Annotated in this window: 22 protein-coding genes; 4 read left to right on the forward strand and 18 right to left on the reverse strand. The window is 42.3% G+C overall.

Annotation, left to right across the window (positions count from 1 at the left end; translation table 11 throughout):
- The first annotated feature begins 211 nt into the window (after positions 1 to 211).
- Both I3X05_RS08570 and I3X05_RS08575 read left to right on the forward strand, forming a co-directional pair.
- On the forward strand, positions 212 to 484 hold the full coding sequence (locus I3X05_RS08570) for a DUF1778 domain-containing protein (protein ID WP_000246253.1): 273 nt from the start codon (positions 212 to 214) through the stop codon (positions 482 to 484).
- Entirely contained in the window at positions 481 to 978 is a 498-nt protein-coding gene (locus I3X05_RS08575) for a GNAT family N-acetyltransferase (protein WP_045569734.1), read from the forward strand. The genes I3X05_RS08570 and I3X05_RS08575 overlap by 4 nt, the downstream gene beginning before the upstream one ends.
- Before the next feature lie 201 nt (positions 979 to 1,179).
- Here the strand turns inward: I3X05_RS08575 and I3X05_RS08580 are convergent, their stop codons facing one another.
- From I3X05_RS08580 to I3X05_RS08635, 10 genes are all read right to left on the reverse strand, one after another.
- Positions 1,180 to 1,362: a DUF645 family protein gene (locus I3X05_RS08580; RefSeq protein WP_148524397.1), complete on the reverse strand. Its 183-nt coding sequence runs from the start codon at positions 1,360 to 1,362 to the stop codon at positions 1,180 to 1,182.
- A 272-nt stretch (positions 1,363 to 1,634) separates the two neighbouring features.
- The gene (locus I3X05_RS08585; RefSeq protein WP_337970602.1) at positions 1,635 to 2,174 is read right to left on the reverse strand and encodes a DUF2806 domain-containing protein; all 540 of its coding nucleotides are present in this window, start codon (positions 2,172 to 2,174) and stop codon (positions 1,635 to 1,637) included.
- Positions 2,175 to 2,193: 19 nt separating this feature from the next.
- Entirely contained in the window at positions 2,194 to 3,756 is a 1,563-nt protein-coding gene (locus I3X05_RS08590; protein WP_337970603.1) for an IS1634-like element ISSpu7 family transposase, read from the reverse strand.
- Positions 3,757 to 3,776: 20 nt separating this feature from the next.
- A complete protein-coding gene (gene tnpC, locus I3X05_RS08595; protein ID WP_193277853.1) occupies positions 3,777 to 5,309 on the reverse strand; it encodes an IS66 family transposase in 1,533 nt (510 codons plus the stop codon).
- A gap of 59 nt (positions 5,310 to 5,368) precedes the next feature.
- Positions 5,369 to 5,722 (reverse strand): IS66 family insertion sequence element accessory protein TnpB, encoded by a 354-nt coding sequence (gene tnpB, locus I3X05_RS08600; RefSeq protein ID WP_337970604.1) that lies wholly within the window; start codon positions 5,720 to 5,722, stop codon positions 5,369 to 5,371.
- Complete coding sequence (gene tnpA, locus I3X05_RS08605; protein ID WP_045569184.1) at positions 5,719 to 6,039, reverse strand: IS66 family insertion sequence element accessory protein TnpA; 321 nt, start codon at positions 6,037 to 6,039, stop codon at positions 5,719 to 5,721. Before tnpA ends, tnpB begins: the two co-directional genes overlap by 4 nt.
- 245 nt (positions 6,040 to 6,284) lie before the next feature.
- Positions 6,285 to 6,989, reverse strand: a complete 705-nt coding sequence (locus tag I3X05_RS08610; protein ID WP_337970605.1) for a hypothetical protein — start codon at positions 6,987 to 6,989, stop codon at positions 6,285 to 6,287.
- Between the two features lie 137 nt (positions 6,990 to 7,126).
- Positions 7,127 to 7,591 carry an ASCH domain-containing protein gene (locus I3X05_RS08615; protein ID WP_045568625.1) on the reverse strand — a complete coding sequence of 155 codons (465 nt, stop codon included), beginning with the start codon at positions 7,589 to 7,591 and terminating at the stop codon, positions 7,127 to 7,129.
- A gap of 1,632 nt (positions 7,592 to 9,223) precedes the next feature.
- Positions 9,224 to 9,520: a Dabb family protein gene (locus I3X05_RS08630; RefSeq protein ID WP_000617998.1), complete on the reverse strand. Its 297-nt coding sequence runs from the start codon at positions 9,518 to 9,520 to the stop codon at positions 9,224 to 9,226.
- A gap of 162 nt (positions 9,521 to 9,682) precedes the next feature.
- Positions 9,683 to 9,898, reverse strand: a complete 216-nt coding sequence (locus I3X05_RS08635) for a TIGR02450 family Trp-rich protein (RefSeq protein WP_045571450.1) — start codon at positions 9,896 to 9,898, stop codon at positions 9,683 to 9,685.
- A gap of 519 nt (positions 9,899 to 10,417) precedes the next feature.
- On the opposite strand from I3X05_RS08635, the gene I3X05_RS08645 reads away from it, so the two are divergent.
- Positions 10,418 to 11,967 (forward strand): IS3 family transposase gene (locus I3X05_RS08645; protein WP_413470581.1). Its coding sequence is split into 2 segments (ribosomal slippage): positions 10,418 to 10,886 and positions 10,886 to 11,967, totalling 1,551 coding nucleotides; the frame shifts between segments, so codons are not numbered across the junction.
- Positions 11,968 to 12,788: 821 nt separating this feature from the next.
- Here I3X05_RS08645 and I3X05_RS08650 read toward each other — a convergent pair.
- Positions 12,789 to 12,998 carry a DUF3955 domain-containing protein gene (locus tag I3X05_RS08650; protein WP_017049961.1) on the reverse strand — a complete coding sequence of 70 codons (210 nt, stop codon included), beginning with the start codon at positions 12,996 to 12,998 and terminating at the stop codon, positions 12,789 to 12,791.
- 422 nt (positions 12,999 to 13,420) lie between these two features.
- Between I3X05_RS08650 and I3X05_RS08655 the strand changes: the two genes are divergently transcribed.
- Complete coding sequence (locus I3X05_RS08655) at positions 13,421 to 14,032, forward strand: YagK/YfjJ domain-containing protein (protein ID WP_337970606.1); 612 nt, start codon at positions 13,421 to 13,423, stop codon at positions 14,030 to 14,032.
- Positions 14,033 to 14,841: 809 nt separating this feature from the next.
- Here the strand turns inward: I3X05_RS08655 and I3X05_RS08665 are convergent.
- The 7 genes from I3X05_RS08665 to I3X05_RS08705 form a co-directional block, all read right to left on the reverse strand.
- Positions 14,842 to 15,123, reverse strand: a complete 282-nt coding sequence (locus I3X05_RS08665; protein WP_001100052.1) for a hypothetical protein — start codon at positions 15,121 to 15,123, stop codon at positions 14,842 to 14,844.
- 157 nt (positions 15,124 to 15,280) lie between these two features.
- Positions 15,281 to 15,748: a GNAT family N-acetyltransferase gene (locus I3X05_RS08675; protein WP_176246882.1), complete on the reverse strand. Its 468-nt coding sequence runs from the start codon at positions 15,746 to 15,748 to the stop codon at positions 15,281 to 15,283.
- A gap of 604 nt (positions 15,749 to 16,352) precedes the next feature.
- The gene (locus I3X05_RS08685; RefSeq protein WP_337970608.1) at positions 16,353 to 16,721 is read right to left on the reverse strand and encodes a hypothetical protein; all 369 of its coding nucleotides are present in this window, start codon (positions 16,719 to 16,721) and stop codon (positions 16,353 to 16,355) included.
- A gap of 134 nt (positions 16,722 to 16,855) precedes the next feature.
- On the reverse strand, positions 16,856 to 17,263 hold the full coding sequence (locus tag I3X05_RS08690) for a hypothetical protein (RefSeq protein ID WP_337970609.1): 408 nt from the start codon (positions 17,261 to 17,263) through the stop codon (positions 16,856 to 16,858).
- Between the two features lie 156 nt (positions 17,264 to 17,419).
- Complete coding sequence (locus tag I3X05_RS08695; RefSeq protein WP_337970610.1) at positions 17,420 to 17,779, reverse strand: VOC family protein; 360 nt, start codon at positions 17,777 to 17,779, stop codon at positions 17,420 to 17,422.
- A 986-nt stretch (positions 17,780 to 18,765) separates the two neighbouring features.
- Positions 18,766 to 19,806, reverse strand: a complete 1,041-nt coding sequence (locus tag I3X05_RS08700) for an ISL3 family transposase (protein WP_337971171.1) — start codon at positions 19,804 to 19,806, stop codon at positions 18,766 to 18,768.
- Positions 19,807 to 20,294: 488 nt separating this feature from the next.
- Positions 20,295 to 20,942, reverse strand: coding sequence for a hypothetical protein (locus I3X05_RS08705; protein ID WP_045569196.1), 648 nt, complete (start codon positions 20,940 to 20,942; stop codon positions 20,295 to 20,297).
- Positions 20,943 to 21,195: the final 253 nt, after the last annotated feature.

A 21,195-nucleotide genomic window follows, 5' to 3' on the forward strand; every position in this document is an offset into this window, starting at 1 on the left:
GCCCGCCTAAGGGGCTGGCAACGCATGACCACCAAACTCAAACACAACAACTGCAACTACCGCGGCTCAATAGGACTGGAAACGCCACGCGTTGACAGTCCCTCTTGAGGCGTTTGTTAGTTTGCGTGCCAAAGTGACACAAAGATTGCTTATTGAACACTTTAACGCCATAATGCCCATGTGACAGTTTGACACAACAGGAGATAAAACTATGGCAACGACTTTGCCTCGCATCACCGCTAGAGTTGATGTCGATACTCAAGATTTACTCGCTAAGGCTGCTGCTCTTGCTGGCATGTCTAGTATTAACTCATTTGTTTTGAATGCAGCAATCGAAAAAGCAAAACAAGTCATTGAACGTGAGCAAGCTCTAAAGCTTAGCCAAGCTGATGCCGTATTGCTGATGGAAGCTCTTGATAATCCAGCGGTAGTAAATGCAAAGCTCAAATTGGCATCCGAACGTTATGAGAGCAAAACTCAATGATGAATACGGTACTTCTCGATAAAGATAAGCACGATAGGAACCGTTTCAATTGTGGCATTGAAGCCCTCAACAATTACTTAAAAGTAATGGCGAGTCAGCAAGCCAAAAAAGACAACACCAGAACCTTCGTTTTGGAAGATGACAATAATAGTGCTTATATCATCGGCTTTTACACTCTGACTTTGACACCCATTGATTTGAAAGCCTTGCCCGACAAGTTACAAAAGAAGCACCAATCTTCAACCTCTGGAGGGCTCATTGCTCGTTTAGCTGTCGACGATAGATACAAAGGAAAAGGTTTTGGTGAGTGGCTACTCATTGACGCTCTCAGAAAGCTACTCGCAGCCAGTGACAGCGTAGCGTTCCCTGTTGTGATCGTTGATGCCAAAGATGGTGCAAAACATTTCTATGAGCGCTATGGGTTTCAAGCGTTTCAAGATGCCGAAAACAAACTCTTCATCACCATTGCTGATATCAGAGCAAGCTTAGGCTAGTTATCCACTACCTTTAGCAAACTAACGCCCGCCTAAGGGGCTGGCAACGCATTACCACTAAACTCAAACACAACAACTGCAACCACCGCGGTTCAATGGGACTGGAAACGCCACGCGTTGACAGTCCCGCTTGAGGCGTTTGTTAGCTTCGTAGCCTATTGTTTAGCAATAACTTTTAAACACATTTGCTTGAAAAATATTTTACGTAAAAGCATCACTCAAACACACGTCCAACACCAAAAGCTGTGAAGTTGGCTGCCAAAACTCAAAACGCTCAAAGCCAAGTTGGCCACGGTTAAGAGTCCGCGACAAAGAAAGCCAGATCACAGCGATGATGCAGCATTTTGTAAAACTAAGCTGACCGCGCTGAATGTCCAACAACACTGAAGCATCGAAGCTTGATGGGTTTCAGCGACTTGAAAACTGCTTAACATTCAACACTTTCTACCAAATCAGCATCAGGCAAAACTAAAAAGCCAAATAGTATTACTTGAACGCTAAAAGCTGATTTTTCAGAACGATTGAGTTTGGATTTTGATGATTCCAGCCTTTAAGAAGCTAACGCCGCATTAAGGTGTGAGCAGCGCTCGCCTATACTTTGAGCGAAGCGAAAACGGCGAGCGTTGCGAATCACTCTTAAATGCTTTGTTAGAACTTTATAGCTCACGTGCATGAAAGTACTGACCGTGAGTCTTCGTAGTTTGTACCCAGTCAGCAATGATTACTTTAAAGCCTTGTGTTTTGATTTTATTACCAATTTGTTCCAAGTAGTCTGTGTTCATTGGGAATACACCTAACCTCAAGACCTCCAAGCCAAGCTTAGTTACTTTGTAAATTTCAAACTGGGCTTTTTTACTACTACTTTCATGAGTAAATCGGAGAATTTTATTGTTATGGAAAAGGACTTGCTCATATGAATCAGCAATGCGGGTACCTAGTGTAAGCTGTAACCCACCTCCTTTGACACCACTTAGAATACCAATATCTTCCATTTCTAAAAAGTAACTAAAATCCAACCCTGCATCTTCAATGGCTTTAACTTGGTAAACACTATCTGAAATAGCAAAAGGCGCAAGCCTAGATATTTCATGAGCCTCTGATTTAGAGATGTTTTTAATAAACTCAAGGGTTCTAAGTGAATATGAACCCGGACTAGCCAACTCACCAGCTAAAGCTTTAGCCCATAGTCTTTGCAACCGACATTCCGCAGCTAATTTAGGAATAAACTACCTCATAGAATCTACCGAGTAATTTGAGTAGTTGTGTTTGGTGCTCTTGAAGTCCAGTGATGAACCGTTGGCCGTTGATTTCTAACGTATCTATGCCTTCGAATTGCAAGAAGACCCAACGTGCCGTCGGTCTGGAGGTCGTCTTGTTCTTTACCATACTTGGGAAGAACGCTTCGGTTTGTGCGAGTTGCTCTCTGATTTTGTGTTCTAAACTGGCGTAAACAAGCAAGCTCAACGTCATTATCATTAGCAACGCTTCAATGCGTTCAGGCTTTTTCAAGAAGATGGAAGAGGTTAAAAATTCAGGGCTTTTTAGAAAGCGGAAGCCGCGCTCGACTTTTTGTTGCGATTTGTAATGTGCTAGAAGAGCCGTCATGGTGAGTTCTTCATTGTCGGTGTCATTTGTCGCGAGGATAAACATGCCTACTTTGAGCTTAGCCAGTTTTACTTTTTCTAGGTCGGTGAAGGGAGCGGCTTCGATAAAGTATTGGTATCCTGTCGGTGCTTCATCTGTCTTTGGGCGGCCCGAATGAGAGTAAGTCGGCAGTTTGATGAGAGTGCCTTGTTCAAACCCTAGTAAGTCAGATTGTTTCTTGAAATCGTTAAACGCTAATTCTGCGTCAACTTCACAAGCGAATGGTTTTTTACTTAGCTTTTCCAACGCTTTGATTTCTTTTGCTATGTTTTTCTCTAAGTTCTTGAAGAAAGTGATTTCTTCCCGCTTGGTGGCCTGTTCACTGTGAACGAGCAACCAACGTTGATTGACCTTTCCGTAATCCGAGTCTATCCAACATCCTGAGTAGCCATCATCAATAGCGATTAATTGCTCTGGCTCTAGCGCAAACAGTGCTTGTTTTGCGAGCTTGATGGTCATGGGTACACGGGTAATGAACTTTTGATTTTGCTCATCTAGCGAGGAGATGCTTTCTTCGGTGTACAAGGCGGCATCAGCGATAAAGTAACGACTATTTTGCGCGGCTTTTAGGCAATGTATGTGTCTTTTAGTGACTTCAGCGAATGCCTTGGCATCATTGGTGTTGCCACTCAGTGCTTGCATGTAAACAGGAATACCTGCTTGGTTTTCACAGATGAGTTCAAGCACCACTTGGTTAAGCTCTGGCCTATGATCCCGACTGTAGCCTCTTACAAGCTTAATGACGTTGGTGTTTTCATCTTGTGCATACTCACCATCAACGTGGAAGCTAGTGATATCAAGATGAACAGAATCCGTCGTCAAGCCCAGTTTATCAACAACACGCTCAGCAATAACCTGATAGAGCGCTGAGACATCGGCTTCGTATAGAGCATCTAAGGTGCGGCCTAGTACATCATCAGTAAGGTGGTGTGCTTCAATGTCTTTGGCGAGTAGCTTAGACACAGGCTTGGTCTTAAAAAAGTCCGAGAACATGTGCAGTGTTCTGCTATGAAAGCCAAGTCCATTTAGGAGCATGGCCAATACCGCGTCACCATGAGAAACATTGTGGTCAGAATATTTTGGGATAACGGCATCTATCATCCGTGGCAGGCCAATTTCGTGTATCCGCCCCATGAACCCACGGGGCGATATTGTTAGTGTTTGAAGTTCCAAGGCAGGAGTGCATCGATATCAGGTTCCGCTTTCGCTAACTCCTGCATGCACTTGACCATGTAGTCGTAAAGGATAAGGCCGTTGGCTTTCGCTGTCTCGACGATACTGTAAAGCATCGCGCTCGCTTCCGCCCCGTTAGGGTTGGTCGAGAAGAGCCAGTTCTTTCTCCCAATAACCAGCGGTTTTATTGCGCGTTCAGCTCGGTTGTTGTCTATCGATAAGTGACCGTCATCGATATAGCGGGTGAGCTTCGGCCATTGGCCGAGCGTGTATTTTATCGCTTTACCCAGCGGGCTAGACTCAAGCACTTTCTGAGTTGTCATCCATTCATAAAGCTCATCCAGTATCGGCTTAGCATGCTCTTGGCGCTCTGCTTTTCGTTTTTCCGCAGACTCACCTTTTAAGCGTGATTCTATTCCATAAAGCTTCTGGATTTTGGCCAGCGCTTTATCCGCTTTACCTGACTTGCCTTTGCCTTGAAGCTTCTTCGCCTCCATGAACTTGCGCCGAGCATGCGCGAAGCAACCGACATTGGTGACGAGATGAAGCCCATCATAAACACCATAGCCATCGGTTTGTAGATAACCACTGTAATCCCCCAAGAAGGCAACAGGGCACGCCCTAGCTCGACTGTTTTGATAGTCGTACAAGACGATATTTCTCACATTAGGGAGGGCGGCATCTGGCGAGTCTGCGCCCGAGCAGTAAAGCCACATATAACACTGTTTATCTTCTTTGAGGACATTGAGCGGCGTTTCATCCGCCTGAATCACCACTTGCTCAAGTAGGTGCGTTTTTAAGGCCGCGTAAAGTGGAGCGAACTTCTCACTGACTTGGATAATCCACCTTGCCATGGTGGTTCGTGAGAGTTCGATACCCGACTGGGTAAACAGGGATTCTTGACGGTAAAGTGGCATCGCATATTGGTATTTGCCGAGGATGATATTGGTCAACAAGCTTTCTGTGGCGAAGCTCTTCGGGATAATGCTTTGCGGCGCTGGCTTTTGAACAATGCGGCTGTTGTCCTGAGTTTGCTCGCATTGGCGGCAAGCATATTTAGGACGAACATATTCCAACACTTTAAGTACCGCAGGTGTGAACTCAAGTTTCTCGCTACGGTCTTCACCGATTTTATGCAGACTATGTTGGCAGCAAGCGCACTGCTTTTCATCGTCGTCTAAATCGAGTTCGATAACCTCACGAGGCAAGGTCTTTGGCAGTGGCTGACGTTTACCGCGTTTCTTCGTTGTGATGGTCGTTGTGACAACTTCAACCTCTTCTTCCTTAGCGGCTTCACATTCCGCTTCGTTGAAGAGGTCACCTTGTGATTCATTGTAAGGCTTTAACGCCTCCGAGCGTTTAGCGAACTGACGGTCGAAGGCAAGTTTGAGTTGTTCAAGCAGCGATTGGCGCTCTTGTTTCAATTGGTTTTCTGACGCCAACAGTGCTTTCACCATCGCTTGTAGCTCGGCAACATCTTGGCTTTCTGGGTTGATATTTGGCGTCTTTTTCATGGCATTGATGATACTAAAATCATGCCGTTAATGCTTGGTGGATAAGACTTTATTATCGCTTAAGTCATTGTAAAATCGTTTATTCTAACGGGTTTATGGCCGATAATCGTGAAGCCAGAAAGCAGTCTATCAAGCTCGAATTGAGTTAGGGTAAACACCTCATTTTGCTCTTTTGATGGCCACTTGTACTTGGCTTTTTCAAGGCGCTTATACCAAAGAGCAAAGCCTGTTTTATCCCAGTACAACACTTTGATTTTGTCGCGCTGTTTGTTGGTGAACAGGAACAGTGCGCCGCTGCCCAAGGGCAAGTCGGTGTCATTTTCGATAATCGCAGCGAGGCCGTTGATGGACTTTCTAAAATCGACGCTTTCACGATACAAGTAAATCTTTGGAGCGCTGAGCATGCGTTTCATGATAACGCACCGATAAGCTCTGCGAGATAGGTCGCTGGTGTGCCTTGTGGGATGCTCAGTTCAACATTGTTTACAAGTAGTGTCATGTTGGCAACGACAACGTGAGTGGCTTGATACTTTGTCGTCTTTTCAACGACTTCTGCTTTAACAAAGCCAACCGTGTTCGGTTTTTCGATGTGCTTTAACTGTTGGCGCTTAGCGTAAAAAGTGGAAAGGCTCAGTCCGTTACGTTCACAGAATAATCGTTGTGATAGCTGGCTGGATTCATAGTGTTCGAACAGGGTTCGCCATTCTTGGTTAGTGCGTCGTTTGGCCATTTCAAATCTCCTTTGGGTTGGAGGTTTGATCTTATTATTCGGGCTAGACGATTAGAATGCGGGGTTTATGATGCGCTTACAATTTCGTGACAAAAGGCGGCAATGAGACCAAGGTGATCTAAGCGTTTAATAACAGGATGGGTAGACATATTTTGAGACCGTCAAATAGCAGTAATAGATCAAAACTGTCGATCGCGGTCAAGATGGTGTCGTGGTTTTTATGAAAAACTGATCGCCAGATCACACTATTTAAATTCTGGAATTAGCTGCGGAATGACGGTTTGAGTTGTTAATGAACCTTTTAGCCTGAATTTCGTAGCATTAAGTTCGTAACTTTCCAGAGGCAAAACTCTCCTATTGCTAAACACATACTTATACCTATTAGCATATAGTGACGAGTTAACCATTTCTGGAAAACTAATGTCTGTTTTCAAAAGTTCGGGAATCGGTGACATCAACACCAAACAATCTGGTGACAAAGAAAAGATCCGTACCAAAAAACCATTAACAGAAAGATCCATTACTGGGTTATCTGATGTTATAAAATACTCTTCACCAGAACACCTATAAACAGATAAATAGCAAAAGTATCTACGAAACTTAGATTCAATTTCGGTCAGATAATGATAATTTTTAGAATAGTCCATTTCGTCATATGACCTAAACTTTTGATTCCTCAATAAATGAAGTTCAGACCACATAAATAGCTTTTCGGCCTTATCGTTGTCTATCGGTTCACCTTTTTGTAGAGCACGTATAACTTCAATTGCTGGCTTCTCAATATTTCGATTTTGAAAGTGCTCGGTATCGTGATTCTGAAAATCAACCTCCATAGTGCATTTTTTTGCTGGTATATGACGTGGAGGTTTTGTCGCCATTTCATGAGCCCAGATGCGGCCATTATCTTCAAAGGATTTTAAGTATGCTTCTTGTACACTATGTTGCTTCATTTCAATATTCCTAACGCCGCGTTAAGGGGCGCAGGCACGCAATAAAAAAGCTACCGCACAGTACCGTAACCACAAAACTCAACGCAAACTGAAAATGCCACGCGTGCCAAGTCCCACTTGAACGCATTGTTATATTTTTATTTGTGCACCACTTTGAACTGTTCTAGAACTAGCAGCATATCTTCCGACGGTGATATTCCTAGCTCTACGCACTCTCTCGAGAAGAAGTTCCAATGCGCCTCCCGCCACCAAGCTAAAGTCTTGTCACCCTCACCTTCTAAAGCCGCGAACTCAGGTGTTACTTCGCTGTATTTTTGCTTGGTTACAGACGTCATTTCTATAATACAAATAGGCATACCATCCCAATTTGTCACCACTTGAAGGTGCCCAACAACTGGCATTGGCTCGCATTTTTCGCTGTACCAATAGTCTAAGCTGCATGATGCACGCTTTTCACCACGAAGGATTAACTCGGCACAGAGATTTGCATTGCGTTCATCTGCACAGAAATAGTCTGAGCTGAACGAAGTGTATTTGGAAGCGACTTCATCAGGTAAAGAGTTCAGATATTGTTCCAGATAAACTCTACCTCTTTCATCCATGATTTTGACTCGAAAATTGATTAAAAATATAACGCTGCGTTAAGTGGTGAATGCCGCATAAACCAACTTTCCGCAAGCCACTTTCACCACCAAAACTCACAGTAAACCAAAAATGCCACGCGGCATGAATCCCTCTTGAACGCCTTGTTATGTTTAAGACTCAAAGGATTAAGTTTTACGATACCAAGAGCTTAACTCGACTTACCTTTGCACACCAAAACCATAGGCTAAAAAACTGAATTAACTCATAAAATTGATTGAATTTGCATTGGGTCTCAACGTGAGAAACGAAAGCTGAAGCTCTAACTTTGAAACTGAGCAAGCTGCACTCACCTCACCCAAACACTGCATTTCAATGAGGCAACTCTCTGAATTTTTTGCGCCCACGAATTAGAGTCCAGAAAACAGCGACCACTGAAGTCAACTTGCCGACAAGACCAAAATTAGAAAGTCGAGAAAACAAAGAAAAGATGCAACCAACTGATTTTACGTAATTAAACATAACGCTGCGTTAAGGGGTGAATGCCGCATAAACCAACTTTCTGCAAACCACTTTAACCACCAAAATTCGCTGCATACCAAAAATGCCACGCGGCATGAATCCCTCTTTAACGCTTTGTTATGTTTAAGCTTCAAGGGCTTACGTTTTACCAAAACCAAGATTAACTCGACTTTGATTCATAAACAAAAACCAAAACGTAGAAAACCGAAATGACTCATAGATTTGAAAAACAGACTTCGAATTTTGGCAATTCAAGCCTAAAAACTTGTGGTCAAAATACTGATTGAGCCAACCGCACTAACCTCGCGCATGCCCGAGAATTGACTGAGGCAACGCTCTGAATTTCCAGCGCCAAAGAATAAATGTCCAGAAAACAGCGCCAAATGAAGCCAGATTGCCAACAAACACAAAACCAACAAGGCAAGGGAGCAAAGAAAAGATACAACCAACTGATTTTGCGTGATTAAACATAACGCCCGGTTAAGGGGCTGGCAACGCAAAACACTGAACTCAAAATAACAACCGTAATCACAAAGGCCGATTTGAACAAAAACCGCCACGCGTTGGCAGTCCCTCTTTAACCGTTTGTTATGCAAATTCAATGAGATAAACTGACTTTACACGACCCAAAGCCACAATTGCAATGGTTGAGTGATTCAAGAATCAACCCAAGCCAGATCTGTGATAAATGAGCCGCCAAAACAAAGTCCACCTTTCAGCAACAAACCAAGCTTTTGTGTCAGGAAAGCTCAACGAGCGAAACCTTCAGCAAGTACAAAATGCTGGATAAACTTGCCCTTTCCACACTTTGCGCCCGCTAAATTCACAACAAACCAACGCTAAAACTGATTGAGGCAAACAAAGAACTTTACCTGTTTTACGGCTTGAGTTCACCACGAATTTGAGGGTGAAAGTGCTCATTTGCCGACAATGCAAAACAAATGGCCGGAGAAATCTAAAAAGATTGAACCCCTAAATTTCCCTGAGTTGCATAACGCCCGCCTAAGGGGCTGGCAACGCATTACCACTAAACTCAATCACAACAACCGTAACCACCGCGGCTCAATGGGACTGGAAACGCCACGCGTTGACAGTCCCTCTTGAGGCGTTTGTTAGCTGCGTGCCAAAGATTAAATTGTGTAATCAAAAACCACGATATCCTCAAGCAACGGACGAAAGACTTTTTTCAGGACTTCATGCTCTGGATGAGGCAAGTAATTTTGCCTGCCTTTCTCATCTGAAAATGTCATTAAAACCGAATGTGAATAGCCTTGATTTTTACCTTCAGGACTATCATTTTCTCCCCACTCAACAGATAAAACTCCATCCACTTTATCCGGCATTGAAGCAAACAAGCCTTTTAATTTTTCAATTTCGGATGGCTCTGCCGACGCTTTAAACTTTATAAGCAATATGTGCCGGATCATTTCTCTTCCTCTATAGCTGCTAACGCCCGGCTAAGGGGTTGACAATGCACCGCTGAACTTAAAAAACACACTGTAAACACTGAACTTCAATTTTGCACTAAAGTCGCCAAGCGTTGGCAATCCCTCTTGAGCCGTTTGTTAGGTGTATTACCCAAATGCCGATTATGTCCAACCTTGAGACCATTTTTCTTCATTTTTTAACTCAAGCCAATCAATGGAATATTCATTTTTGGAAAGAATAGATTCTAACTTACACAAAGTTACTGAACCGTCTTCTTCATAGTCAACCTCTGACACCAAAAAGTGTTTCTCTCGATTTATCGGTTTTACAGCTGTCCATTTGCTATTACACAATTTTGCCGGATTAATCTGATTCATTTTTAACTCCGTAATATTATGAATTCATTATTTTACGGACATTTTGAAAAATAAGTTCAATTGATGGCTGCGTTACTAAAGACACCTAACGCCGCGTTAAGGGGTGAGTGCCGCATAAACCAACCTTCCGCAAACCACTTTCACCACCGAAACTCACCGCATACCAAAAATGCCACGCGGCACGAATCCCTCTTTAACGCTTTGTTATGTTTAAGCTTCAAGGGCTTACGTTTTACCAAAACCAAGATTAACTCAGCGTTGATTCACAAACAAAAGCCAAAACCTAAAAAACTGAAATGACTCATAGATTTGAAAAACAGACTTCGAATTTTGGCAATTCAAGCCCGAAAACTTGTGGTCAAAATACTGATTGAGCCAGCCGCACCTACCTCGCGCTTTCTCTGAATTTCCAGAGCCAAAGAACAAGTGTCCGGAAAACTGCGTATTTCGGAGCATTCCGATCAGTCATTTCCCCCCTGTGTCAGCATAGTTGTCGCCTAGATTTTTAAGGAGATAACTATGCCAGCCAATCCAGTTCCAATTGATGTGAAAACGAAAGGCCAAACTTGGCTGTTACCACCATATAATTGGTCTCATCGAAGAATTGCTAAAGAATTAGATGTGAGTCCATCCGTGGTATCTAAGTGGAGAAATGAACTTGTTGAAAGCGGCCTATTGTCTACAGAGCTGCCCTTAGAAAATGCTACTACTGATTATTCAGCGGAGCAGAGATTTTTCATAGTGATTGAAACTGCAACAATGTCTGAACGCGAGTTAGCTGAATACTGTAGGTCTAAAGGGTTATTTGTCGATGACGTTAAAACCTGGCGAGCACTGTCTATCAAGGCGCAGAGTACAACATCGGCTTCAATGTCACACAAAGAAAATAAGCTACTACGTGATGAACGCAGAAAGGTAAAAGCGTTGGAGAAGGAGTTGGCACGTAAAGATAAAGCACTTGCTGAAACGGCTGCGCTACTGGTTTTGCGGGAAAAGTTCAATGCCCTCTGGGAAATCAACGAGGAAGACTTATTCCTATCTCAGAGCGGCTTAAAATAGTCACACTTGTTGATGAAGCTGTACGTAAAGGGGCAACAAAGACAAAGGCTTGTTCCACCGTTGGGTTATCAATACGAACGTTCCAGCGTTGGACACGGAACTCTGCCGAAATCACAAGTGATATGCGTCAGCATCCTCGGCAGCACGAGCCTCATAATAAGCTATCAGAAGCCGAAAGGCAGCAGATATTAGATATCTGCAATACACCAGAGTATGCCGATTTACCTCCGAATATCATCGTTCCAATGTTGGCTGATGAAGGCATTTACATTGCCTCAGAGTCCACATTTTATCGTGTATTAAAAGCAAACAACCAGCTAGGTAAGCGAACTCGTAACAAAGCTGGCACAAGTCCTTCTCGACCAAAGGTTCAAAAAGCCTGCAAACCAAATCAGGTATGGAGCTGGGATATCAGTTATCTGCCATCGAAAATACGAGGGAAGCACTATTACCTCTATTTGATAATGGATATCTTCAGTAGAAAAGTAGTAGGTGCAGAAGTGTATGATCAGGAGCTAGGCGAATATGCAGCGGAGTTACTCCAAAGAACAACATGGCGGGAAAAGTGTGTGCAAGGCAACATTACTTTGCACTCTGACAACGGTGCTCCTATGAGAAGTTACACCATGCTTGCAAAGATGTATGACCTTGGGATTGCAAGCTCTTACTCTAGGCCAAGAGTAAGCAATGACAACCCATACTCTGAGTCGTTGTTCAAAACAATAAAGTATTGTCCTTCATGGCCAATGGATGGGTTTTCTTCCATTGAAGACGCTCGGTGTTGGGTTGGTAATTTTGTTGATTGGTATAACAATGAGCATAAACACAGTGGCATAAAGTATGTAACACCTCAGCAGAGGCATTGCGGGGAGGATAATGAAATTCTCCGACAGCGTATGCAAGTCTACCGACGTGCTCAATTGACTCATCCAGGCAGATGGAGTCGGCAAACGAGAGACTGGAGTTATATCGATGAGGTGTACTTGAACCCTGAAAAGTGTGCAGCGTAATCATTCACGTTACTAAATTGTAAAAAAGACGACAACTTGCTTGAAAAACAGCGGAAACGAGCGATCGCAATCACCGAAATACGCAGAAAACAGCGCCAAACGAAACCAACTTGCCGACAAGCACAAAACCAACAAGCCGAGGGAGCAAAGAAAAGATACAACCAACTGATTTGACGTGATTAAACATAACGCCCGCTTAAGGGGCAGCCAACGCTACTACTAACTTACCGCACAATACCGCAATCACAAAAACCAACGCATGGTAAAAATGCCACGCGTTGGCTGTCCCTCTTGAAGCGTTTGTTATGCTTAAGCTTCAATGACTTACGTTTTACCTAAACCAAGATTAACTCAGCTTTGATTCACAAACAAAACCCAAAAACCAGAAAACTGAAATGACTCATAGATTTGAAAATCAGACTTTGAGACTGTGGCTACTAATGCTCAAAAACCTAAGATCAAATTTCTGATTGAGCTAACCGCCCTAACCTCGCGCTTGCCAAAAAATTGATTGAGGCAATTCTCTGAATTTCCAGCGCCAAAGAATCATTGTCCGGAAAACAGCGCCCACTGAAGCCAACTTGCCGAGAAACACAAAACTCACAAGCCAAGGGAACAAAGAAAGACCATAAACCACTGATTGTTGGTGATTAAGCATAACGCCGCATTAAGGTGTGAGCAACGCTACCACCAAGCCTAAACCATTGCACCGTAAACACAAAACCCAACGATGGAATGAAAAATGCCAAGCGTTGGGAATCACTCTTAAATGCTTTGTTATAACGAAGCTTCTTAGTGCGCTTGTGGCTTAACTAACCCGTTTACTGAACCTTTCTATGTTTAACGAAGGTAACAACCAAAGCCACTAACGCCAGTAGCTGAAAAAGCCAAAATAAAGGAATGAACCCAAATGGCTCAACTAAGAAGCCATTCTCATCTACGTATGAACCGATGGTGTTATAAGCAATTAAACACAAAATACCACTGACACAGAAAAGAACGCTTATTTTATACTTACGGAGAAATTTCATCGGAGCCTCAATATTTGAATATCTAACAATGTTAGACATTTTGTAAGAGTACATGGTTCACCCCAATAATCATGATTGGACAGACAAGTTATAACGCCCAATTAAGGGGTGAGCAACGCTACCACCCAACCTGAAGCATTGTACCGTAACCACTAAAATTGAAGTAGAAGCAAGAATGCCAAGCGTTGGGAATCCCTCTTAAATTGCTTGTTAGGTAGCAGTGTCAAATTTCTGAATCATTTGACTTTGTGATATAATTAAAAATGTAGCTTATTCCGCTATCTTTTCGTCTCAAATATAACACCAAACACCTCACCAAGCCATACGCGTCCTGCCGTAAGGACTTTCGCATGCCCAAAATACTTGAAGGTAAATAGTAATATACATATATACATATATACATATTGATATAAGGAGTTCCATTGGATAAAAACTACCATATTACAACAGGTAATTATCTAGATTATGAATTGCATCCAAGTAAGACGTACATCACCGAATACCTAGATAAACTAAACTACATTATTGAAGAAATAACCACACAGTACAAGCGAGTTCTCTACGTCAGATTTGACTTACGATTCCAACAACAAGGTGAATATGATGGAAAAGCCATATCCGAGTTTTTCGCCAAACTCAACAACATTTTAAAATCTAAGAAATACAACCAAACCAATGCCAAATACTTCTGGGTGCGTGAGATAGATACATCTTCCAAACCACATTACCACTGCCTTTTACTTCTCGATTATAACAAAACTCGATATGCCGGATTCCCCAATGGATACAAGGCAGCTGGTTTAATGAAAACTGTCAATGAAATTTGGTGTGGCATTTTGAACACTCAAGAAACCGCACTCGTGAACCTTTGTGACAGCAACCCTAATTTCAATTTTATAAACAGGAATGAACCTGAATCAAAGAAGGCTATTTTCACTCACTGCGCATATTTGTGTAAATTTGAGACAAAAGCTTTCAATATTTCAGGGAAAAACATAGGTCACTCACAAATAAAACATATACATCAAAAATAAGCCACCTAGAACGCATCAGGACAAACAAAACACAACAACCAATACCAACCCTAGACCATAGCCAGAAAATCACTCAAAATTGATTACAGAGCGATTAATGAGAATCATTATCAAAGGAACAAGGGTATCAGGTGTTAGGTGTTGTTCCTTTAAATTCTCAAGCAACCTAACGCCCTGCTAAGGGGTGAGCAATGCACTGCGAAAGCTACTGCACACCGACTGAATCACAAAACCCAACGCATGCTAAAAATGCCACGCATTGCGAATCCCTCTTAAGCAGTTTGTTAGCTTAAATTTCAGCACCTTAGATTTACCAAGCCTGAGATTAAACCGATTTGGAAAACCAACAAACCACTTAAGCTTTGAAACCCGAAATAACGCAAACTTTGTGGCCGTTCATTTACATTAAAAATCAGAATATTTTGACAACCCGTTTTCGCACAACTCAAAGCGAACGCCAAACTTCCAAAGCGACTTTGCGCCAAACTGGCTAACCTCGCGCGATCCCAAAACTCAATTGAGGCAACGGCTCAAAACTCGCGTTGGCAAACAATGCTGATTTGCCGAGAAACCTGACCGAATTGCCAATGGAAGAAAGAAAAGAGCACAACCAATTGATTTTATTTGTTTTAAGCTAACGCCCGGTTAAGGGGCAGACAACGCCACTACCAAGCTTCCGCATAACACTGTAATCACAAAAACCAACGCATAGTAAAAATGCCGCGCGTTGGCTGTCCCTCTTGAACCGTTTGTTATATTTTCGCTCTCAGCACTAATGTGACCAACAACTTAAGATTACAGAAAAACCATTAACAAACTGATACTTCTCGACTTTCTAAAACCGTAGCTGCGTCGGCTCGCTCAATAATTTTCAACAATACCGATTGAATTGCTTCATCTTCACGAACATCCTTATCACTCGTAAATCTCTGAATTTGCGCTTCAGCGTTTTCTTCAGGAACAAAAGTGATGACTACTTCGGTAGCAAAATCTGTCGTTTTCCCGAAATACTCTAAAGATATTTGCGGATAACCTTTGAAACCTCTTTGTACTCGTTTCAATATGCGTTTTTTCGCTTTATCCACGTTCATCATGAATCCTTTTGATTGCTGAACTTAAAAAAATATAACGCCCAGTTAAGGGGTGAAGCACGCAATGACCAAGCCACTGCATTGCTCTTCAACACCGAAACCAACGCATACCAAAAATGCCACGCGTGCTGAATCCCTCTTGAACTGTTTGTTATGTTCACAGTTTAAAATGCATAACAATTTCTTTAGGTTGACTTGCAACACGGACAAAACCAAATTTTTCATAAGATTTAATGGCAGCAAGATTACCGGAATAAACCGTTAACTCTAGCCTATCCTCATTGCGATCCTGTAACACCGACTTGGCTTTAGTTAAAAGAGTTTGTCCGATTGACTTCCCACGTGCATTTGGTGATACGTACATTTGAACTAGCTCTAATGAGTGCGATTGTTCCAAGGAAATCAAGCCACATAACCCGACTAATTCCTTATTGTAAAAAGCACCCAGCATAATGTGATCATTGCTCTCCTTTTCGATCATTTGTTCGAAGAACAACTTCGGCAATTGGGATTGAGTTTTGTAATCAGATCCAAATGCCTCAGGGTATAACCGTAAGCTTTCTAACCGTAACTCTCGATATTTCAGGCTATCTTGTGGCTTTAAAATTTTACAATAAACTTCCATGTTTCCTCATGTGAACATAACGCCCGGTTAAGGGGCAGCCAACGCCATTACCAAGCTTCCGCATAACACCGTAACCACAAAAACCAACGCATGATAAAAATGCCGCGCGTTGGCTGTCCCTCTTGAACCGTTTGTTATGTTTAAGCTTCAATGACTTACGTTTTACCAAAACCAAGATTAACTCGGTTTTGACTGACAAACAAAAGCCAAAACCTGAAAAACTGAAACGACTCATAGATTTGAAAAACAGACTTTGAATTTCGGCAATTCAAGCCCAAAAACCTGTGATCAAAATATTGATTGAGCCAGCCGCACCTACCTCGCGCTTACTCGAAAATTGACTGAGGCAACACTCTGAATTTCCAGCGCCAAAGAATAAATGTCCGGAAAACAGCGCCAAACGAAGCCAACTTGCCGACAAGCACAAAACCAACAAGCCGAGGGAGCAAAGAAAAGATGCAACCAACTGATTTGACGTGATTAAACATAACGCCGCGTTAAGGGGTGAATGCCGCATAAACCAAACTTCCGCAGACCACTTTCACCACCGAAACCACCGCATACCAAAAATGCCACGCGGCATGAATCCCTCTTAAACGCTTTGTTATGTGCGTAGTTCAAACTCATACTCGGTAAGACACCATTGCTTTGGGTTTCTCCAACTGATTTCTTTAAATGAAGTTGTTAAATCACCACTTAATAAAAGCTGCTTCATATAGTAGCTAGGTGAAATATAAGCTTTATAGTCGTAAGCAAATACAAAACCCTGTCTATTAAGCTCAAGCATTGCCTTCTTGGTTTCTTCGGATTCAATTCCATTACAAGCCATAACTGCATCAGTATAGCCACTGTCAAGGATATCTTGGCTGTTTCCACTCAACCGTATTGAGGTATTGTCTATAGAAGTAACGTGCATAGGTGGAACCTCTCCTAGCTGGCCAAACTCAACTTTGTAAGGGGGCTGTTTTATCAATTTTCCTCCTAGCACATAACGCCCGGCTAAGGGGTTGACAACGCACCGCCGAACTCAAAAAACACACTGTAAACACTGAATTTCAATTTCGCACTAAAGTCGCCACGCGTTGGCAATCCCTCTTGAGCCGTTTGTTATGTGATTTTTCGTTTTAACTCCATTTCTTGCTCTTTGAACAAAACGTAATCACTAGATTTTCTACTCTTCGCCGCTGTAAACCATTGAACCCCAGTTTCATCTAAGTGATTAAACTCTAAACGAAATTCATACTTATTACTGCTAACAAAACCCAAAAATGCACCGAATACAAATGCTACCAATGGCAAAAAGGATGCATACGCTAATCCATATTCCTGATGCTCTGATGGGATAAAGATAAAAAGTAAACTCGATGTAATTGCACCCAACAGAAACATTCTCATAAGATAGTCTTTGAACGTCAAAACTTTCACTTCAACACCAACAATTCGACTTAAATCATAAGCATCTGAATTTACTTTCAATTGATTATCTAATTGCTGAATTATCACTGAATTAGCCACTAAATTCTCCTTTATGTAGCTGAATTTACAAGATCACATAACGCCCGGCTAAGGGGTTGACAACGCATAGCCGAACTCAAAAAACACACCGAAAACACTGAACTTCAATTTTGCACTAAAACCGCCAAGCGTTGGCAATCCCTCTTGAGCCGTTTGTTATACGCGTGCTTCCGACCACACTGCAAATTCGTTACCGCTTGGCTCAATAAAATGGAAACGACAGCCTCCGGGAAAATCAAAAATTGGGCGAATAATTTGGCCACCGCTATTCTGGACTTTGGCTAAAGTTGTTTTTATGTTTGAGCTATAAAAGATAAGAAGTGCACCACCCGATGCTGTCTGACTACAACAGTCAGCTTTAAAAAAACCGCCATCTAAACCCTGATTTGAGAATGCTGTATATTCAGGACCATAATCAGTAAATTCCCAGCCAAAAACTGAAGAGAAAAATGATTTTGTTGCCTCTAAATTTTTTGCTGCAAACTCGACATAATTCAGCTTTTCATTCTGATTCATTTCACGACTCCATTGTTAAATTTCCATATAGCGTATAACGCTGCGTTAAGTGGTGAGCAACGCGACCACAATCCTAAACCATTGCGCCTTAAACACAAAACTCAACCTAGAGTCGAAACTCCCAAGCGTTGGGAATCCGTCTTAAACGCCTAGTTAGCTGCTTCACTTTCGCTAGCAAATTACGCCAAAATGCCTAATTTGAAACACATTATTGCTTTCAAACGGCAAAGTAAAACAGACAGCTGTGAAATTAAAACCCAATCCACGAAATGCGCTTGGCAAAGAAGAAATGACCGAGGAAATCACCATTCCTGAGCTCGGTAATTTGCAAAGAATTCTATCGAAAAAGCCAACGACAAAGCACACAAAACGAATTTAGGCATTCATGAATTTCAACAACAAAGAAACCACACCAACGAACTTAACAAACACAACACTTCCCGTAAGCAGACTTCGCTAAGTTCAAACACTTCCCGAAAAGTGCCACTGGCGAGATAGTTAAGAAACTGAGAATTATCCGGTGTGTAGCTAGAAAACCCAAAGCCTTTCCACCCCAAATTCACCGTTTTTCTTAACCCCAGCTAACGCCCGGCTAAGGGGTTGACAACGCACCGTCGAACTCAAAAAAACTACTGTAAACACTGAACTTCAATTTTGCACTAAAGTCGCCAAGCGTTGGCAATCCCTCTTGAGCCGTTTGTTATGCAAATTCAATAAGATAAACTTAACTTACACGACCAAAAGCCACAATTGCAATAGTTGAGTGATTCAAGAATCAACCCAAGCAAGAGCCGTGATAAATGAGCTACCAAAACAAAGTCCACCTTTCAGCAACAAACCAAGCTTTTATGTTAGGAAAACTCAACGAGCGAAAACTTCAGCAAGTACAAAATGCTCGATAACATTGTCCTTTCCACACTTTTCGCCCGCTGAATTGGCAGCAAGCCAACGCTAAAAATGATTGAGGCAAACCAAGAATCTTGGGTTCATCCGGAAAATCGATACTTCGCCTCATGACTGGCTTTGATTTTTAACTCAAAAAATTCCCAATCACGATACCCATAGGCGACTTTGTTCAGCGTCTTTATTCGGTTGTTCACACCCTCTACTCGACCACTATTCATCCTTTCATCATAAAATGCCAATATCCCATCCTTATGCTTCCTCAGGGTCTTAGTAAACTTCTCTAGCATCACAATGCCTGAGTGGTTCGCTTCATCTATCCAGCTTTCTAGCCATCTCTCACCCTCTATCTTTGATGGCTGCGACCACAGCATTCTTAACTTCTCTTTTAAATAATAAACCACCGCTAAGGGCTGATTGGCTGCGAGTGCTCGCTCCAATCTCGCTTGGCCTTGCTCATCTAACCTATCGGGATTACTTACCAATAACCAACGAGTATTCTTAAGGTATTGAGCGTCATTTTTGTTACTCATCGAATTTTGTAGTTCACGCCTGAACTCTGTCAGCTTTTCATTAAAACGCTTCACCACGTGGAAACGGTCAATGACCAACTTCGCCTTCGGGGCGTGCTGTTTTACCGAAGAGATGTATGCCTGTCCCATATCGGTGGCGACGGCTTCAATCGGCTTTTTACAACGCAGCTTCCGTTTCCAAAAACCGTCAAGGCTTTCGGCCTTCTTTCCTTTCTCTGTATAAATGACGGCACTTGTCTTCATATCAATCACAACCGTCATGAAGCCACTTTTTGAGCCACAGTAAATCTCATCAATTCCAATGTGAGTGACGTTTTTAAGACAAGGTTGAGAGTATCGCTTTTGCAGGTAATGCTTCTGAATATCTTTCACTGTATCCCAACAGACACCACATAGCTTGGCAATGGCATTGATGGTGACGTTCAATGCTGACAGCGAGAGAACATACTGTTCAAAGCCCTTTGTGTAACGCACTTTGGGACGAGGAACAAAGTTAAGCGGCAAATACCCGAGTGTATTACAAGCTCGGCATTCAATCCGCTGGTTTGCTATCTGGATGTAACAGGGGCTAGTGCCGATTGGCGTAGCGATGAAACGGCGAACCTTACCTCCTTTTTTTTATGACATCACGACTACGACATGATGGACATTTAATATGAGGATTGTGTGCTACGTGAAAGATGGTCGCGTCACCATCAAACTCTGTAGAGCAATAATGGAAAGGGCCGCGTATTCCAAAGCGATGGTAAAGAAGTGAAGTTGACATTAACTGGCTATTTTTGGCGATATGGTATCAGAAAAGCCATTCAGGTATCGATTTTCCGGATGAACCGAATCTTGTCTGTTTTACGGTTTGAGTTAACCACGAATCTGAGGGTGAAAAAGTTCATTTGCCGACAACACAAAACGAATAGCCGGAGAAATCCCAAAAGATTGAGCCCCTAAATTAACCTGAGTTGCATAACGCCGCGTTAAGGGGCGCAGGCACGCAATACAAAAGTGACCGCATTACGCCTTAACCACTAAACCCAACGCAAATTGAAAATGCCACGCGTGCCAAGTCCCTCTTTAACGCTTTGTTATATGCCTTTTAAATGACGCCATTCTTTAACTTTTGTCTTAACGTCTTGGCTAAACCCAGAACGAACATTGTTCATTAAGATATTGTCACTCCCATGTGCCGACTTTAGACCCCATAAATGACTTGATCTACACATGATGAGTAAAATATCACCCGCTTTAGCCTTTGGGATAAGGACTGTTCTAAGGTAGTTTTGCGCTATCCAGACACTTGGGAGACAATTGGCAATTTTTTCCACTTTGTCCATATTTCTAGACGCATAAGGGACCAGATTGAAAACAGACATATATTCACATGCGAGTTCAATGTCACCATCAAACAAGCTATTAGCTCTGGGACTGAACCATTCATTCCAACCAGCCAAATGGTGCGGATATTTATGAACACCTGTTAATTGCTTAAATAGTTCGTCTTTAAACTCAGAATCTTGAATTGTATTTAATGACAAATCATCGATTCCGGGGTTCGCATAACATAGTACAATTTTTGCAGTTTTTAGAGGACCAAATATTGGACCCGGAGGGAATGAAAAGTCCATATCATTCTCAACGAGGTGACTAAGTTCGATTAAGATATTTTCATCTTCTGGATGGATATATCGACCCGACTGATCATCGATTACATTGTTCCAATATTCAAAAATCATCGTAAACCTTCTCCTTTTTGGGTATCACCGTCGAATTGCATATAACGCCGCGTTAAGGGGATGCCACAAAGATAATTAACACTTATATTTCATAGATTTATATAAAAAAACGAATCACACCCCCATACCAATGTAGCAAACATGTAGCTTCCCAATATCTCTCGTCACCTAACCATTGGAGACATAAATAATTTATAAGGAATGCTCTTGTTTAGTTAATTTCGATTAGGCAAAGTAAGTCAAAACGTTACGA

The sequence above is a fragment of the Vibrio navarrensis genome, assembly GCF_015767675.1.
GTDB lineage: Bacteria > Pseudomonadota > Gammaproteobacteria > Enterobacterales > Vibrionaceae > Vibrio.